This window comes from uncultured Dietzia sp. (assembly GCF_937873725.1).
Classification (GTDB): Bacteria; Actinomycetota; Actinomycetes; order Mycobacteriales; family Mycobacteriaceae; genus Dietzia.
Genome location: NZ_CALMYY010000040.1, coordinates 1 through 14,264 on the forward strand (window position 1 = coordinate 1; position 14,264 = coordinate 14,264).

Here is a 14,264-nt window from a genome sequence, read left to right on the forward strand (position 1 = left end):
CCCGGGGTGATGCGGCGCAGGGCGTCGAAGATCGCGCGGTCGAGCACGTAGCGTCCCGCGGCGGCGAGGTTGGACGGCGCGTCCTCCGCGGCGGGCTTCTCGACCATGCCGAGGACCTTCTTCACGGCGGGGTCATCGGTGTCCTCGACCTTGAAGACGCCGTAGGAGGACACCTCCTCCGGGCTCACCTCGAACGCGCACAGCACGCTGCCGCCCCGCTCCGCCCGGACGGCCGACATCCGTCGCAGGATCCCGAACGGCAGCACCAGGTCGTCCGGCAGGAGCACGGCCACGGCCTGCTCGTCCGCGTCCAGCACCGACTCGACCTGCGCCACGGCGTGCCCCAGCCCCAGCGGCTCGTCCTGCCGCACGTCCACCACCTCGATCAGCCCGGGCGCGCGGCGGACCTTGTGCAGCAGGATGTCCTTCCCGCGGTCCTCGAGCGTGCCCTCGAGGACCGGGTCGTCGGCGAAGTGCGCCATCACGCCGACCTTGCGCTCGGAGGTGACGATCGCGAGTCGGCCGGCCCCCGCCTCGGTCGCCTCCTCGGCGATGAGCTCGATGCCCGGGGTGTCCACCACGGGGAGCAGTTCCTTGGGCACCGTCTTGGTGGCGGGGAGGAAACGGGTCCCGAGGCCGGCGGCCGGGACGACCGCGGTCCGGAACTGCGAGTCGGGCGAGGCGGTGGACGTCATGCGGACCACCCTAGACGGAGGGCGCCCCGGTCAGGGGCAGGACCACGGACGGCACACTGGAGTGATGGAACCCGACAAGACCGCGGTGCGCCGGGCGGTCAGGCTGCGGCGCGCCGCGGTGCCCGCGGCCGTCCGCGCCCGGCGGGACCGGGCGATCCACGACCGCCTGGCGTCCGTGGTCACCGGGGGGATGGTGGTCTGCGCGTACGTCCCCGACGACGACGAGGCCGGCGGACCGGGGCTTCCCGAGGCGCTCTCGCGGTGGGGGGCGCAGGTCCTCCTGCCGGTCTCCCCCGCGGTCGGCCCGCTCGGCTGGGCGGCGTACGCCGGCCCGGAGGACCTGCGTCCGGGCCGGTTCGGCATCCCCGTGCCGTCGGCCCCACCGTCGGGCCCGGAGCGGATCGCCGACGCCGACCTCGTCCTGGTCCCGTCGGTGGCCGTCGACCGGACCGGCAACAGGCTCGGGCGCGGGGGCGGGTACTACGACCGCTCGCTGGCCCTGGCCCGCCCGGGGACCAGGCTGCTCGCGGTCCTGGATCCCGAGGACGTGCTCGACATGGTTCCCGCCGAGCCGCACGATCGGCCGGTCCACGGGGTGGTCACCCCGGACGAGGTTCTCGAGTTCCGAACCTGGCACTCGAGCGAGTAGAGTGCCAGTCGATATCCGACTCTGACCCGGAGGCCCGATGCCCACCTACTCGTACCGGTGCCGCGACTGCGACGTCGCCTTCGACATCCAGCAGTCCTTCGACGAGGACACGCTCACCGCCTGCCCGCAGTGCGACGGGCGTCTGCGCAAGCTCTTCAACACGGTGGGTGTGGTCTTCAAGGGATCGGGCTTCTACCGCACGGACAGCCGCGAGGCGGGCAAGACCTCGACCGCCGCGAGCAGCTCGGGCACGTCCTCCTCAGGGTCCTCGACCAGCGCGTCGGGCTCGGGCTCCTCCGGATCCGGCTCGTCCACCTCGGCGGGTTCGGGCTCGTCGTCGACCCCGTTGTCGTCGAGCCCTTCGTCCTGACGGTCGCCGGCCTGCGGTCCCCCACTCCCCCTCGCCCCCCGGCGCCCTTTCCTCCACAGCCCCCGGCGGCTCCACAGGCCGGGGCGCCGGCACCGCCGGCCGCACGATCCCCCGCCCGAGCGCCGGATACGGTCTGTCCCACGGCGTGACGACCGACGGGGGACCACATGCGCACAGGACCGGCGGCAGCCACAACGCCCCGGCGTCGGCGGCACCTGCGCCTCGCGCGGATCGCCGTGGCCTCCGGGCTGGTCCTCGCGGCCCCGTTCGCCGGCCGGGCGGCCCACGACCCCCCGTCCGATCCGCCGCGGTCCGCCGGGTCCGGACCGTCCGCCGGCACCGCCCCGGCCGGAGGGTCGGACGAGGGCGTCGGGGGTGACGACCGCCCGATCCGGGTGGTCCCCGTCCCGCTCGCCGACCCCGCCCTCGCCGAGCTCCTGCAGCCCGGCGATCTGGTGGACCTCGTCGGCACGGCGGACACCGGTCCCGCCGGGGACCCCGGTGCCGTGCCGGTCCTGGTCGCCCGCGCGGTCCGGGTGAGGAACACCCCCGACACCCGGGGCGGGGGCCGGACGATCCTCGTGGAGGTCCCCGTGGCGGACGCCGCCCGGGTGGCCGCGACCGCCGCGGGGACACCCCTGGCCGTGCTCGTGCACGGTTGACACGCGAGGTCACGGGATGTCTGGAAGCGGCCCCGGCTGGTAACGTCCCTGCGGTTCAGACCAATCATTCGTGAAGACCATGTGGTGGACCGCGCCACGTCAAGAGAGGATGTGCACGATGCTCAAGGGCTTCAAGGACTTCATCATGCAGGGCAACGTGATCGACCTCGCGGTCGCCGTCGTCATCGGTTCCGCGTTCGCCTCGATCGTCGACGCCTTCACCAGCGCGATCATCAACCCGCTCATCGCGATGCTCGGGGGCAACAGCGAGATCGGTTTCGCCGTCCAGCTGCTCGACAACAACCCCGCGACCACGATGGACTTCGGTCTCCTCCTCACCGCGATCATCAACTTCCTGCTGGTCGCCGCGATCATCTACTTCGTCCTGGTGGCGCCGATGAACAAGATGAAGGAGGCCGCCGCCAAGCGCAAGGGCATCGAGGCACCCGCCTCGGACAACGACCTCCTGGTGGAGATCCGCGACATCCTCGCCGGCCGTCCGCTCACCCACCCGTCCGATCCGGACAGCCCGTCCAGCAACTCCTGACGCGCCGCACGAACGCCGAGACCCCGCATCCCGGAAGGGATGCGGGGTCTTTGCTGCACCGTGGTCAGCCGTGGTGCGGCGGACGTTGGTCCTGCCACCACGCGTCGTCGATCCGGCCGTCACGGCCGCGCGCCTCGTCGGAGGTCGTCTCCGGCAGGGTCTCGCCGAACACCTCGTCGATCCTGGCCTTGTCCACCCGGCGTGGGCCGGTGCCCCGCCGGGCGGCCGGGCCGTCGGTCACGGCTCGTCGAAGGCCGAGAGCTGGGCCACCACGTACGAGACGAGCGGACACAGCGTCGCCATGCCGTCCCGGATGGCCGCCCGACTCGGCGCGAGGTTGGCCACGACGGTGCTGCCGGACACCCCCACGTACCCGCGGGAGATGATCGAGTCGACCGCACCCGCGGTCAGGCCCGAGGACCGGATGGCCTCGGCGATGCCGGGCAGTCGCTGGTCCAGGATCTCCTCGGTGGCCTCGGGGGTGATGTCGCGGGGCCCGACCCCGGTGCCGCCGACGGTCACCACGAAGTCGAAGCCGCCGACCACCGCGATCTCGAGGGCTTTGCGGACCTCGGCCTCGTCCGCGGGGACGCCGACGACGCCGCCCACGAGGAAACCCTCCTCCTCGAGAAGCTCGGTCACCAGCGGACCTATCGAGTCCTCCCGCTCGGACAACCGGTCGGTCACCACCACGACCATCGCCCGGCCCGCGATGGGGGTGTCCGCGGGCTCGGCGGCCGCCGGGTCGAACTCCACGTCCGTCGGCAGCGGGCGCCCACCGGGCAGGCTCCTCGGGTCGAATCTGGTGCTCATCTCGCCTCTCCCAGTACCACGTCGACGGTCGTCGGCTGATCGCCCACACGAGCAGCATAGGTGACGGAGACCGTGTCCCCCGGCGCCCGCGACCGGATGGCCGCGACGAGCGCGTCGCCGCCCTCGGTCACGCGATCACCCACCTTGACGATCACGGCACCATCCCGGATGCCCGCGCGTTCCGCGGGCCCGCCCGGCTCGGTCGCACGCACCAGAGCCCCGTCGGTGTCGGGTGCGTCGCTCACCGACACGCCGAGCACGGCGCGGGTGGCGTACCCCTGCTTGATCAGCTGATCCGCGATCCGCCGGGCCTGGTCGACCGGAATCGCGAACCCCAGTCCGATCGAGCCCGAGTTCCCCGAGCCCAGCGAGGCGATGGCCGAGTTGATGCCCACCAGTTCGCCGTTCATGTTGACCAGCGCTCCCCCGGAGTTGCCCGGGTTGACCGCGGCATCGGTCTGGATGGCGTCGATCACCGTGCTCTGGTCCGACTGCTCACCCCCGGCCCGGACCGGTCGGTTGAGCGCGGAGATGATGCCGGTCGTCACGGTGCCCGAGAGCCCGAGCGGGGAACCCACCGCCGCGACCGCCTGCCCCTCGTCGAGGGTCGCCGAGCTCCCCAGCGCGATCGGGGTGAGCGACCGGGTGGTGTCCGCCTTGATCACGGCGATGTCGGTGGCCGGGTCCGTGCCGACGATCGTCGCCGGGGCGGTGGTGCCGTCGTCGAAGCGGACCTGGATCCGGCCGGCGTTGGCCGCCATGGCGATCACGTGGTTGTTGGTGACGATCAGCCCGTCCTGGGTGAGGATCACCCCGGACCCCTCGCCCCGCCCCGCCTGCGCGCGGACATCGACCGAGACGACGCTGGGCAACACCTTGTCCGCCACCGCCTCCACGGTGCCGTCCGGCGCCGTCCCGACGGGCTGTGCGGTGTTGACCGGTGCGGACAACCCGGGCCCGTTGTTCCCGCCCGCCACCGTCGCGCCGATCCAGCCCCCCAGTCCGCCCGAGACGAGCATCGCGGCCACCAGTCCGGCGGCGAGCAGCCCCCGCCCCGACGACCGTGGCGCGACCGGACCCGTCTCGCCCGGTCCGGCACCCGGTTGTGCCGGGTAGGCCGCTGTCGGCCCGTCGGGGCCGCCCCACCCCGCGGTGGGGGCCGCGCCGCCGAACTGCATCGGGCCGGGCTGCGCTGGTCCGGGCTGCGCTGGTCCGGGCTGCGCTGGTCCGGGCTGCGGGGCTCCGTACGGGTTCTGTCCGGTCGGCCGGTGCCAGAACCCACCCGGGCCCGCGCCCGGCCCCTGGGCCCAGTCGTCACCGCGCCGGGGATCGGGCGCGCCGGTATCGTTCTCGTTCTCCATGGGCTCCATGCTTCCTCACCGCGCTGTGCGTTCGCTGAAACGGGGGGCGGGGCGGCGGCACTCAGTTCGGAGGGCTCTCGCTGCCCGGGATGGTCACCCGCACCTCGGTGCCACCGCCCTCGGCGGTGTGGATCTCCACGGTCCCGCCGTGTCTGGTCACCACCTGCCGGACGATCGCCAGGCCGAGCCCCGACCCCGGCATCGCCCGCGCCTCACGCGAGCGGTGGAATCGCTCGAACACGAGCAGCCTGTCCTCCTCGGGGATCCCGGGCCCATGGTCCGCGACCGCGAGTTCGACGACCGACTCCGACACCTGCCGCATGCGGACGGTCACCGTCCCCCCGGCGGGACTCCACTTGGCCGCGTTGTCGCAGATGTTGAGCACCGCGCGCTCGATCCCCGCGGAGTCCCCGAACGAATACCACGGCACCAGCTCGACGTCGAACTCCACGTCGTGCCGCCGGCGACGAACCCGCTCGAGTGCCCGGTCCACCGCCTCCGACACCGCGACGGGTTCAAGCTCCACCTCGCCCGAGTCCTCGCGCGCGAGCTCCACGAGGTCGCCCACCAGCTGACTGAGCTCCGAGATCTGCCCCATCACGTCCACCTCGAGGGAACCCCGGTCGGAATCCGGGATGGTCGGGGCGCCCGGCCTGCTCGCGGCGATGAGCAACTCCACGTTCGTCCGGAGGCTCGTCAACGGCGTCTTGAGCTCGTGCCCGGCGTCCGCCACCAGCCGTGACTGTCTCTCCCGGCTCTCCCCCAGTGCGACGAGCATGTGGTTGAAGCTGGTGGTGAGCCTGGCGATCTCGTCGTCGCCGGCCACGGGGATCGGCCTCAGGTCGTCGGTACGCGCGATGCGCTCCACCGCACGGGTCAGTCGCGCGACGGGTGCCAACCCGGTGCGCCCCACGGCGGTGCCCGCCACCGCGGCCAACGCGATCCCGGCGGCACCCACCAGGGTGAGGACTATGGCGAGGCGGTTCAAGGTCGCCCTGGTGGGCCCCAGGTCCTGGGCCAGGATGAGCGTGGAGCCGTCGAGGACCGCCACCGCGTAGATCTGTTTGCCCCCGGCCGTCCGCAGGCTCGACTCCGCCTCTCCCCGGACCACCGCGATCTCCGGGCCGCCGATGTGGAACGGCTCGCCGGTGGCCGTACGCACTCCCGAGGGGGCGACGATCTGCGCATCCAGGTTGGGGTTGAACGCCCGCAGGGCGATGAGGGTGCTCCGCGACTGGAGGCCGAACTCCGAGGCGAGCTCGCTGTTGACCAACTGGTCCGCCTGCTGCTCGAGCCTGTTGTTGACCTCGCTGTACATGGAACCGGACACGACGAAGTACGCCGCGACCGCCATCAGGGCAACAGCGACGCCCACCGAGCTCGCCGCCAGCAGGGTGACCCGCTGGTGCAGGGAGATCGGCGCGGTGGTCCCGCCCTGGCCCGTCGGCACTATGGCGTCTCGCGCAACACGTATCCCACCCCACGGACGGTGTGGATCAGCCGGGGCTCGCCCTCCCCCTCGGTCTTGCGGCGGAGGTACCCGATGTACACCTCCAGGGCGTTCCCGGAGGTCGGGAAGTCGTATCCCCACACCTCCTCGAGGATGTGGCTCCGGGTGAGCACCCGGCGGGGATGGTGCAGGAGCAGCTCGAGCAGCGAGAACTCGGTGCGGGTCAGCTGGATCCGGCGTTCGCCGCGGGTCACCTCACGGGTGGCGAGGTCCATGGTGAGGTCCGCGAACTCGAGGACCTCCTCGGCGTCCTCCGCCTCCGGTCCGCGACGACGCAACAGGGCCCTGAGCCGGGCGAGCAGCTCCTCCAGGGCGAAGGGCTTGGGGAGGTAGTCGTCGGCGCCGGCGTCCAGGCCCGCCACCCGCTCGGACACGGCGTCCCGGGCGGTGAGCATCATCACGGGCAGGTCGTCGCCCCGGCTGCGCAGGATCCGGCACACCTCGAGGCCGTCCCGGCGGGGCATCATCACGTCGAGGATCACCGCGTCCGGCCGGTTCGCGTCCAGCCGCTCCACCGCCTCGATCCCGTCCCCCGCGAGCTCCACGGTGTACCCGTTGAACGTCAGGGAGCGGCGCAGCGATTCGCGGACCGCCTGGTCGTCGTCGACTACGAGGATCTTCATGCCAGCGAGTCTCGCCTACCCTCCTGAACCAGGGCTGAGGATTGCGGCGAAACGGCCCGAACCGGCCCCGCCGGACGCCGACGAGCCCGGCGGGTCCTGGAGGATCCACCGGGCTCGTGACCGGGCGTGTGCGTGCGGCGCCGGGGCGCCGCCGGGCTCAGGTGCCCCGGCTCAGCGGTCGAGGTCGACCAGGCCGAGCTTGGCGGCCTTGACCAGGCGACGCGGCAGCACCACGGCGCGGCCGTCGATCTTGGTCTCCTGCAGGGCCGGGTTGTCGGCCTTCCACTGCGAGCGGCGGGAATGGGTGTTGGCGCGCGAGAGGCGACGCTTCGGAACTGCCATGACTGTTACGTCCTCGGGGTCTCGGGAGTGGGGCGGGCGGACCGGTGGGTGAGCACCGGCCACCGGCTCACTTCGTGCGGCGGGTGCGGTTGCCGTAGCGGCGCTGGAACTTCTCGACACGGCCGGCCGTGTCCATGACGCGCTGGGCGCCGGTCCAGAACGGGTGCGACTCGCTGGTCACGTCCACCACGATGAGCGGGTAGGAGTTGCCGTCCTCCCACTCGACCGTGCGGGCGCTCGTCGCGGTGGAGCGGGTGAGGAACTTGGTCCCCGTGCCCGAGTCCTGGAAGACCACCGGGTGGTAGTCGGGGTGGATGTCGCTCTTCATACTGGATCCCTCTAGCTCGGTAGAAGTCTTGGGTCTGGCGCGCGCACCCCTTGCGGGGAGCGTGCAGGTGCCAGTGGCCGAACCGGGGATCCCGGTCTCAGCACACGCATCGGTAGATGATACCCGCACCATGGCCGGGCACCCAATTCGTGCCGGTGACCTGCCCCGGATTCCGGCGCTGACGTGCTGATTACCGTTTCACGCGGTCGGGCCGTAAACTAGACCATCGCTGTTGTCTGCACGTTTGCTATCGCCTCCCACGGTGCCTGCGACGTGGTGATCCGCGCCCGTCCGGCCCAGGCCGTTCGCGGTGCATCCCCACCACGCGCCACCGCACGAGGAGTCGGAAGGAGAACCACGCCATGTCGGCGCATTGCCAGGTAACGGGACGGAAGCCGGGTTTCGGCAAGTCCGTCTCGCACTCACACCGCAGGACCAACCGTCGCTGGAATCCGAACATCCAGCGCCGTAGCTACTTCGTGCCCTCCGAGGGTCGTCGCGTCACGCTGACGGTCTCGACCAAGGGCATCAAGACCATCGACCGTGACGGCATCGAGGCCGTCGTGGCTCGCATCCGCGCCCGTGGGGAGAAGATCTGAGATGGCCCGTAACGACGTTCGTCCCATCATCAAGCTCAAGTCCACGGCCGGAACCGGGTACACCTACGTGACCCGCAAGAACCGCCGCAACAACCCGGACCGCATCGTCCTCAAGAAGTTCGACCCGGTCGTCCGTAAGCACGTCGAATTCCGAGAGGAGCGCTGACCCGTGGCCAAGAAGTCAAAGATCGCGCGTAACGAGCAGCGCAAGGCCAAGGTGGCCCGGTTCGCCGAGCGTCGGGCCGAGCTCAAGCGCATCATCAAGAACCCCGAGAGCACGGACGAGGCGCGTATGGACGCCCAGACCGCGCTCAACAAGATGCCGCGTGACGCCTCGCCCGTGCGGGTGCGCAACCGCGACGTCGCCGATGGCCGCCCCCGCGGCTACCTCCGCAAGTTCGGTCTCTCCCGCGTCCGGATGCGCGAGATGGCCCACCGTGGCGAGTTGCCCGGTGTCACGAAGTCGAGTTGGTGAGTAGGTAATCATGGCTAAAGCGCGTAGCACCCCGTCCAAGAAGATCCGTGCCCAGGAGGGCCGTCGGCCGAAGAAGAACCCGTTGAAGGTCGCGGGTATCGAGACGGTCGACTACAAGGACGTCAACACCCTCCGTACGTTCATCTCCGACCGCGGCAAGATCCGTTCGCGTCGCGTCACCGGCCTCACGCCGCAGCAGCAGCGTCAGGTCGCCGTCGCGGTCAAGAACGCCCGCGAGATGGCCCTGCTGCCGTTCACCAGCCGCTGAGCGACTAGCTCGGCGCGGGTCGAACCGCACCACCCGTCCCGACCGCGGCACACCACCGCCGACCGGACAACAGCAACCCGATCGGGGTCGTGTCTCCACCACCGGAGACACGACCCCTTTCGGCGTTACCGCTCCCCCTTCCCCCGAACCCGAGGAGTCCCCCGTGGCCGGCGTCCTCAACGGCTTCGCCGTGATCGTCGCCCTGGTCGCGCTGGGCTGGCTCCTCGCCCGGACCATGGTCCTGGGCTCCGATGCGCGGCTGGTGCTCAACCGGCTCGTGTTCTTCGTGGCCACCCCCGCCCTGCTCTTCGACGCCCTCGCGCGCACCACCTTGGACCAGGTCTTCACCGGCGTCTTTGTGGTCTCCGCCGCCTCGGCCGTCCTCATCGCGGTCGCCTACGTCGCGATCGCCAGGCTGTGGCTGCGGCGTCCGCCCGCCGACCTCGTGGTGGGCGCGCTGTCCGCCGGATACGTCAACTCCGCCAACCTCGGGATCCCCATCGCCCTCTACGTCCTGGGCGACCTCGGCTTTGTCATGCCTCTGCTGTTGTTCCAGGTGGTCGTGCTCCAGCCCATCGCGATCGCGGTGCTCGAACGTGCCGCGCGCGCCGAGGGCGACGATTCCACCGGCGGCGGGGCGCTCGACTCACTCCTCCAGGCGGTGAGGGCCCCGATCGTCCTGGCCGCGCTGGCCGGGGTGCTCGTGGCCGCCCTCCCCTGGACGCCGCCCGACGCCCTGCTCGAGCCCGTCCACCTGGTCGGCCAGATCTCGGTCCCCGGCGCGCTCCTGGTGTTCGGGATGTCCCTCTTCGGCGTGAGGGTGCTCGAGGCGGGCGCCTCGCCGCGCCGCGAGATCGCCGTGGCCAGCGTCCTCAAGCTGGTCGCGCACCCGCTGCTCGCCTACGGCATCGGCGCCGGGCTGATGGGCATGCGGGGTCACGAGCTACTCACCGTGGTGGTGGCCGCGGCCCTGCCCACCGCGCAGAACGTCCTGGTGGTGGCCACGCGCTACGGGCACGGGGTGCTGCTCGCCCGGGACTCCGCGGTCCTCACCACCCTCGGCGCGCTGCCCGTGCTGCTGCTGATCGCCGGGCTCCTGGCCTGAGGCGAGCCCTCACCCCGCCCCCGCGGCGACGAGCCCACCCAATACCACGGCGTTGTTGACCCCGTGCAGGACGATCCCGGGCACGATCGACCGGTACCACTCGGCCATGACGCACAGCGAGACGCCGACCACCAGCAGGTAGGGCAGCGCGGGCGGGACCAGGTGGACGGCCGCGAAGACGGCCCCCGCTGACGCGAGACCGGCCGTCGCGTGCAGGCGGGCCCGCAGCGCCGGCAGGACGATCCCGCGGAAGACCACCTCCTCGGCCACCGGCACCAGCACCGCGACGGTGAGCATCCCGAGGAGCACGAACGCCGGGCCGCCCGTGGCGAGGTCGACGATCGCCGCGTCGGTGGGGTCGGCGGGGCCGCCCAGCGGGGTCAACACGATCGCGGGGGCGACGGCGCCCCCCGCCATCACCCCCGGGATCTGCCACCGCAGGTGTAGAGGCGAGGGTTTTGGCCTGCGCAGGCCCACGTCCCCCCAGGCCAGGCCGCGACGACGCAGCAGGTGGACCCGGACCGCGACGAGCGCGGCCACGGCGGTGCCGGCCAAAACCACCACCGCGAGCAGCGCGGTGTCGGGGCGTGCAGTGCCCGCCGCACGTCCCCCGAGGAGACCGAGGAGGACGACGACGACGAGGCCGACCCCGTAGACCAGGACCCACGCCAACGCCGACAGCGCCACCCGACCCCGGACCGGTGTGGTCCAGAGTCCGGCGGCGCCTGTGCCCGGTGTCACCGCGGCAGGTCCCGCGACCGCGGCCGCGCGGTCACGTCAGTCCGTCGGCCACCCGGTACGGCGCGTCCGTGGCGGCGGCGACCTGCTCGAGGGTGACGCCCTCGACCAGCTCTATCAGGGTCAGCCCCTCGGGGTCGCGGTCGAACACCCCGAGCTCGGTGATGATGCGGTCCACGCACCCGAGTCCGGTCAGCGGCAGGGAGATCTCGGAGACGATCTTGGACGAGCCGTCCTTGGCCACCTGGTCCATCACCACCACGATGCGGCGGGCCCCCACGACGAGGTCCATCGCGCCGCCCATGCCCTTGACCATGGCGCCGGGGACCATCCAGTTGGCGATGTCGCCGGCCGGGTTGACCTCCATCGCGCCGAGGATGGCCACGTCGATCTTGCCGGAGCGGATCATGCCGAAGCTCATGGCAGAGTCGAAGATCGACGAGCCGGGGAGCGTCGTGACGGTCTCCTTGCCGGCGTTGATGAGGTCGGGGTCCACGTCGTCGGGGTGCGGGTACGGGCCGATGCCCAGCAGCCCGTTCTCGGACTGCAGCGTGACGTTGATCCCCTCGGGGACGTAGTTCGGCACCATGGTCGGCAGGCCGATCCCCAGGTTGACGTACTGGCCGTCCTCCAACTCGAGGGCCGCGCGGGCGGCCATGGCCTTGCGGTCGCGTCCGATCCTGCTCATCAGCGCTGTCCTTCCGAGGGCGGGTTGGTGGTGGTCTTCTCGATCCACTTGGTGTTCTCGACCTGCTCGGGGGTGAGCTGCACGAGGCGGTGCACGTAGATGCCCGGCAGGTGGATGTCGTCGGGCGCGAGCTCGCCGACCTCCACGATCTCCTCCGCCTCCACGATGCACACCCGCCCGGCCATGGCGGCCAGGGGCGAGAAGTTGCGGGCGGTGAGGTTGAACCGGAGGTTCCCGCTGCGGTCGGCGACCGCGGCCCGGACCAGCGAGTAGTCGGCCTCGATGGCCTGCTCGAGGACGTAGGTCTCCCCGCGGATCTCCCGGGTCTCCTTGGGCGGCGAGGCCAGGGCGACACCGCCGTCGGAGTCGTACCTCCACGGCATCCCGCCGTCGGCGACGTACGTGCCGACGCCGGTCCGGGTGAAGAACGCGCCGATGCCGGACCCGCCCGCGCGCATCCGCTCGGCGAGCGTGCCCTGCGGGGTGAGCTCCACCTCGAGCTCCCCGGACAGGTACTGGCGGGCGAACTCCTTGTTCTCCCCGACGTACGACGAGACGATCCGGCGCAGCTTGCCGCTCTCCAGCAGCATCCCGAGGCCCTTGCCGTCGACCCCGGCGTTGTTGGAGAACACCTCGAAGTCGCCGACGTCCCGGGACGCGAGGGCGGAGATGACGACCTGCGGGATGCCGCACAGGCCGAACCCGCCGGCCGCGATGGACGCCCCGTGGGGGATGTCCGCGACGGCCTCGGCGGCGGTCATGATCTTGCTGGACATACGCGTACTCCTTGGGTGTGTGGGGCGCTCAGGCGATGCCGAGGATCTCGATGGCCGTCTTGCGCATGTCCACCTTGCGGACCTTGCCGGTGACGGTCATGGGGAACTCGTCCACCACGTGGACGTACCGCGGGATCTTGTGCCGGGCCAGTTTCCCGGTGGCGAAGTCCCGGACCTCGTCGGCGGTGAGATCGTCGCGGCCCGGCTTGAGCCGGATCCACGCCATGAGCTCCTCGCCGTACTTGGCGTCGGGGACGCCTATCACCTGGGCGTCGAGGATGTCGGGGTGCGTGTAGAGGAACTCCTCGACCTCGCGCGGGTAGATGTTCTCGCCGCCGCGGATCACCATGTCCTTGATCCGGCCGGTGATCTTGACGTAGCCGTCGTCGTCCATCTCGCCGATGTCACCGGTGTGCATCCACCCGCCGGCGTCCACGGCCTCGGCGGTCTTGTCCGGCTGGCCCCAGTACCCCAGCATGACGCTGTAGCCCTTGGTGCAGAACTCCCCGGCCTGGCCGCGCGGGAGCGTCTCGCCGGTCGAGGGGTCGACGATCTTGATCTCGAGGTGGCTCCCGACCCTACCGACGGTGGACACCCGCCGCTCCAGCGAGTCGGCCGCCCGGGTCTGGGTAGACACCGGGGAGGTCTCGGTCATGCCGTAGCAGATCGACACCTCCTCCATGTTCATCTGGTCGATCACCTGACGCATCGTCGCCTCCGGGCACGGCGAGCCCGCCATGATCCCGGTCCGCAGGCTCGACAGGTCGTAGGAGTCGACGTCATCCAGGGCGAGCTCGGCGATGAACATCGTCGGGACCCCGTACAGGCTGGTGCACTTCTCCTGCACGACCGCCCTGAGCGTGGCGGCGGGGTCGAACGCCGGCGCCGGGATCACCATGCAGGACCCGTGGGTCGTGCACGCCAGGTTGCCCATCACCATGCCGAAGCAGTGGTAGAACGGCACCGGCAGGCAGACCCGGTCGACCTCCGAGTAGTTGACGGTCTCACCCACGAAGTAGCCGTTGTTGAGGATGTTGGAGTGCGAGAGGGTGGCGCCCTTGGGGAAGCCCGTGGTGCCCGAGGTGTACTGGATGTTGATCGGGTCCCCGGCGTCGAGCCCGGAGCGGATCTGGGCCAGTTCCTCCGAGTGGGTGGGCCCGGACATCATCGACTCCCACTCCTCGTCGCCGAAGAGCACCACCACCTCGAGGTCCGGGCAGCTCGGCTGGACCTGCGCGAGCATCCCCGTGTAGTCGGAGTCCTTGAACTGGGGAGCCGCCACGACGGCCCTGATCGAGGCCTGCTTGAGCACGTACTCCAGCTCGTGGACCCGGTAGGACGGGTTGATGTTGACCAGCACCGCACCGAGCTCGGCGGTGGCGTACTGGATCATCACCCACTCCCAGCGGTTGGGTGACCAGATGCCCACCCGGTCGCCGGTGCGGATCCCCAGCCGGTGCAGCCCGGAGGCCAGGCGCCGGACGTCGGCGAGGAACTCGGTGTAGGTCCAGCGTCGGCCGGCCGGGACGTCGACCAGCGCGTCACGGTCACCGAACCGCTCGACGGTGCCCGCCAGGTTGGCGGGGATCGTCTCGGTCAGCAGCGGGACGTCGGTCTCCCCGCGGGTGTGCGACAGCGAAGGGTCGAGATCGGTGGAATCGAGATCGGTGGTGGTCATCTCGGTGCTCCTCGAGAGTGGGGCCGTGCGGCCCACG

The 14,264-nt window shown here is 71.2% G+C and carries 21 protein-coding genes; 9 read left to right on the forward strand and 12 right to left on the reverse strand.

All coding sequences use genetic code 11. From position 1 onward, the window contains the following. The coding region (locus Q0444_RS03315) for a UTP--glucose-1-phosphate uridylyltransferase (protein ID WP_299021384.1) at window positions 1-695 on the reverse strand (695 nt) is incomplete at its 3' end. 64 nt (window positions 696-759) lie between these two features. Between Q0444_RS03315 and Q0444_RS03320 the strand changes: the two genes are divergently transcribed. The 4 genes from Q0444_RS03320 to mscL all read left to right on the forward strand — a co-directional run bounded on the left by Q0444_RS03320 (window position 760) and on the right by mscL (window position 2,923). Next, window positions 760-1,344: a 5-formyltetrahydrofolate cyclo-ligase gene (locus Q0444_RS03320; protein WP_291079661.1), complete on the forward strand. Its 585-nt coding sequence runs from the start codon at window positions 760-762 to the stop codon at window positions 1,342-1,344. Between the two features lie 37 nt (window positions 1,345-1,381). Beyond that, window positions 1,382-1,714: an FmdB family zinc ribbon protein gene (locus Q0444_RS03325; protein WP_291079663.1), complete on the forward strand. Its 333-nt coding sequence runs from the start codon at window positions 1,382-1,384 to the stop codon at window positions 1,712-1,714. Window positions 1,715-1,881: 167 nt separating this feature from the next. Then, on the forward strand, window positions 1,882-2,376 hold the full coding sequence (locus Q0444_RS03330; RefSeq protein WP_291079665.1) for a hypothetical protein: 495 nt from the start codon (window positions 1,882-1,884) through the stop codon (window positions 2,374-2,376). Window positions 2,377-2,494: 118 nt separating this feature from the next. Continuing rightward, window positions 2,495-2,923, forward strand: coding sequence for a large conductance mechanosensitive channel protein MscL (mscL, locus tag Q0444_RS03335; RefSeq protein ID WP_291079667.1), 429 nt, complete (start codon window positions 2,495-2,497; stop codon window positions 2,921-2,923). A gap of 64 nt (window positions 2,924-2,987) precedes the next feature. On the opposite strand, the gene Q0444_RS03340 is transcribed toward mscL, so the two are convergent. The 7 genes from Q0444_RS03340 to Q0444_RS03370 all read right to left on the reverse strand — a co-directional run bounded on the left by Q0444_RS03340 (window position 2,988) and on the right by Q0444_RS03370 (window position 7,900). Then, entirely contained in the window at window positions 2,988-3,164 is a 177-nt protein-coding gene (locus Q0444_RS03340) for a hypothetical protein (RefSeq protein WP_291079669.1), read from the reverse strand. Further along, window positions 3,161-3,736 carry a molybdenum cofactor biosynthesis protein B gene (locus Q0444_RS03345; protein ID WP_291079671.1) on the reverse strand — a complete coding sequence of 192 codons (576 nt, stop codon included), beginning with the start codon at window positions 3,734-3,736 and terminating at the stop codon, window positions 3,161-3,163. Before Q0444_RS03345 ends, Q0444_RS03340 begins: the two co-directional genes overlap by 4 nt. Continuing rightward, window positions 3,733-4,914, reverse strand: a complete 1,182-nt coding sequence (locus Q0444_RS03350; RefSeq protein ID WP_291079732.1) for a S1C family serine protease — start codon at window positions 4,912-4,914, stop codon at window positions 3,733-3,735. Before Q0444_RS03350 ends, Q0444_RS03345 begins: the two co-directional genes overlap by 4 nt. 244 nt (window positions 4,915-5,158) lie before the next feature. Further along, a complete protein-coding gene (locus Q0444_RS03355) occupies window positions 5,159-6,547 on the reverse strand; it encodes a cell wall metabolism sensor histidine kinase WalK (RefSeq protein WP_299021393.1) in 1,389 nt (462 codons plus the stop codon). Further along, window positions 6,547-7,230, reverse strand: coding sequence for a response regulator transcription factor (locus Q0444_RS03360; protein ID WP_299021395.1), 684 nt, complete (start codon window positions 7,228-7,230; stop codon window positions 6,547-6,549). Before Q0444_RS03360 ends, Q0444_RS03355 begins: the two co-directional genes overlap by 1 nt. A 171-nt stretch (window positions 7,231-7,401) precedes the next feature. Further along, window positions 7,402-7,572, reverse strand: coding sequence for a 50S ribosomal protein L32 (rpmF, locus tag Q0444_RS03365; RefSeq protein WP_107746461.1), 171 nt, complete (start codon window positions 7,570-7,572; stop codon window positions 7,402-7,404). A 67-nt stretch (window positions 7,573-7,639) separates the two neighbouring features. Continuing rightward, entirely contained in the window at window positions 7,640-7,900 is a 261-nt protein-coding gene (locus tag Q0444_RS03370; RefSeq protein ID WP_291079679.1) for a type B 50S ribosomal protein L31, read from the reverse strand. Between the two features lie 362 nt (window positions 7,901-8,262). Here Q0444_RS03370 and rpmB point away from each other — a divergent pair, with 362 nt between their 5' ends. From rpmB to Q0444_RS03395, 5 genes are all read left to right on the forward strand, one after another. After that, window positions 8,263-8,499 (forward strand): 50S ribosomal protein L28, encoded by a 237-nt coding sequence (gene rpmB / locus Q0444_RS03375; protein WP_010542299.1) that lies wholly within the window; start codon window positions 8,263-8,265, stop codon window positions 8,497-8,499. A gap of 1 nt (window position 8,500) precedes the next feature. Next, window positions 8,501-8,665, forward strand: coding sequence for a 50S ribosomal protein L33 (gene rpmG, locus Q0444_RS03380; RefSeq protein WP_291079685.1), 165 nt, complete (start codon window positions 8,501-8,503; stop codon window positions 8,663-8,665). Between the two features lie 3 nt (window positions 8,666-8,668). Then, on the forward strand, window positions 8,669-8,974 hold the full coding sequence (gene rpsN, locus Q0444_RS03385; protein WP_291079688.1) for a 30S ribosomal protein S14: 306 nt from the start codon (window positions 8,669-8,671) through the stop codon (window positions 8,972-8,974). Window positions 8,975-8,984: 10 nt separating this feature from the next. After that, window positions 8,985-9,242, forward strand: a complete 258-nt coding sequence (rpsR, locus tag Q0444_RS03390; RefSeq protein ID WP_007632792.1) for a 30S ribosomal protein S18 — start codon at window positions 8,985-8,987, stop codon at window positions 9,240-9,242. Between the two features lie 163 nt (window positions 9,243-9,405). Then, window positions 9,406-10,347 carry an AEC family transporter gene (locus Q0444_RS03395; RefSeq protein ID WP_291079695.1) on the forward strand — a complete coding sequence of 314 codons (942 nt, stop codon included), beginning with the start codon at window positions 9,406-9,408 and terminating at the stop codon, window positions 10,345-10,347. A gap of 9 nt (window positions 10,348-10,356) precedes the next feature. Here the strand turns inward: Q0444_RS03395 and Q0444_RS03400 are convergent, their stop codons facing one another. From Q0444_RS03400 to Q0444_RS03415, 4 genes are read right to left on the reverse strand one after another with little or no spacing between them, the layout of a single operon-like run. Beyond that, complete coding sequence (locus tag Q0444_RS03400) at window positions 10,357-11,088, reverse strand: CPBP family intramembrane glutamic endopeptidase (protein WP_299021432.1); 732 nt, start codon at window positions 11,086-11,088, stop codon at window positions 10,357-10,359. 31 nt (window positions 11,089-11,119) lie between these two features. Further along, on the reverse strand, window positions 11,120-11,773 hold the full coding sequence (locus tag Q0444_RS03405; RefSeq protein ID WP_291079699.1) for a 3-oxoacid CoA-transferase subunit B: 654 nt from the start codon (window positions 11,771-11,773) through the stop codon (window positions 11,120-11,122). Next, window positions 11,773-12,549, reverse strand: a complete 777-nt coding sequence (locus tag Q0444_RS03410) for a CoA transferase subunit A (protein WP_291079701.1) — start codon at window positions 12,547-12,549, stop codon at window positions 11,773-11,775. Before Q0444_RS03410 ends, Q0444_RS03405 begins: the two co-directional genes overlap by 1 nt. 28 nt (window positions 12,550-12,577) lie before the next feature. Beyond that, window positions 12,578-14,227 carry an AMP-binding protein gene (locus Q0444_RS03415; protein ID WP_291079703.1) on the reverse strand — a complete coding sequence of 550 codons (1,650 nt, stop codon included), beginning with the start codon at window positions 14,225-14,227 and terminating at the stop codon, window positions 12,578-12,580. Window positions 14,228-14,264: the final 37 nt, after the last annotated feature.

Coding starts and splice junctions, on each gene's coding strand:
- Q0444_RS03320 (WP_291079661.1), top strand. CDS start 760: ATGGAACCCGACAAGACCGCGGTGCGCCGGGCGGTCAGGCTGCGGCGC.
- Q0444_RS03325 (WP_291079663.1), top strand. CDS start 1,382: ATGCCCACCTACTCGTACCGGTGCCGCGACTGCGACGTCGCCTTCGAC.
- Q0444_RS03330 (WP_291079665.1), top strand. CDS start 1,882: ATGCGCACAGGACCGGCGGCAGCCACAACGCCCCGGCGTCGGCGGCAC.
- mscL (WP_291079667.1), top strand. CDS start 2,495: ATGCTCAAGGGCTTCAAGGACTTCATCATGCAGGGCAACGTGATCGAC.
- Q0444_RS03345 (WP_291079671.1), bottom strand. CDS start 3,736: ATGAGCACCAGATTCGACCCGAGGAGCCTGCCCGGTGGGCGCCCGCTG.
- Q0444_RS03350 (WP_291079732.1), bottom strand. CDS start 4,914: ATGCAGTTCGGCGGCGCGGCCCCCACCGCGGGGTGGGGCGGCCCCGAC.
- Q0444_RS03360 (WP_299021395.1), bottom strand. CDS start 7,230: ATGAAGATCCTCGTAGTCGACGACGACCAGGCGGTCCGCGAATCGCTG.
- rpmF (WP_107746461.1), bottom strand. CDS start 7,572: ATGGCAGTTCCGAAGCGTCGCCTCTCGCGCGCCAACACCCATTCCCGC.
- Q0444_RS03370 (WP_291079679.1), bottom strand. CDS start 7,900: ATGAAGAGCGACATCCACCCCGACTACCACCCGGTGGTCTTCCAGGAC.
- rpmB (WP_010542299.1), top strand. CDS start 8,263: ATGTCGGCGCATTGCCAGGTAACGGGACGGAAGCCGGGTTTCGGCAAG.
- rpmG (WP_291079685.1), top strand. CDS start 8,501: ATGGCCCGTAACGACGTTCGTCCCATCATCAAGCTCAAGTCCACGGCC.
- rpsR (WP_007632792.1), top strand. CDS start 8,985: ATGGCTAAAGCGCGTAGCACCCCGTCCAAGAAGATCCGTGCCCAGGAG.
- Q0444_RS03405 (WP_291079699.1), bottom strand. CDS start 11,773: ATGAGCAGGATCGGACGCGACCGCAAGGCCATGGCCGCCCGCGCGGCC.
- Q0444_RS03410 (WP_291079701.1), bottom strand. CDS start 12,549: ATGTCCAGCAAGATCATGACCGCCGCCGAGGCCGTCGCGGACATCCCC.
- Q0444_RS03415 (WP_291079703.1), bottom strand. CDS start 14,227: ATGACCACCACCGATCTCGATTCCACCGATCTCGACCCTTCGCTGTCG.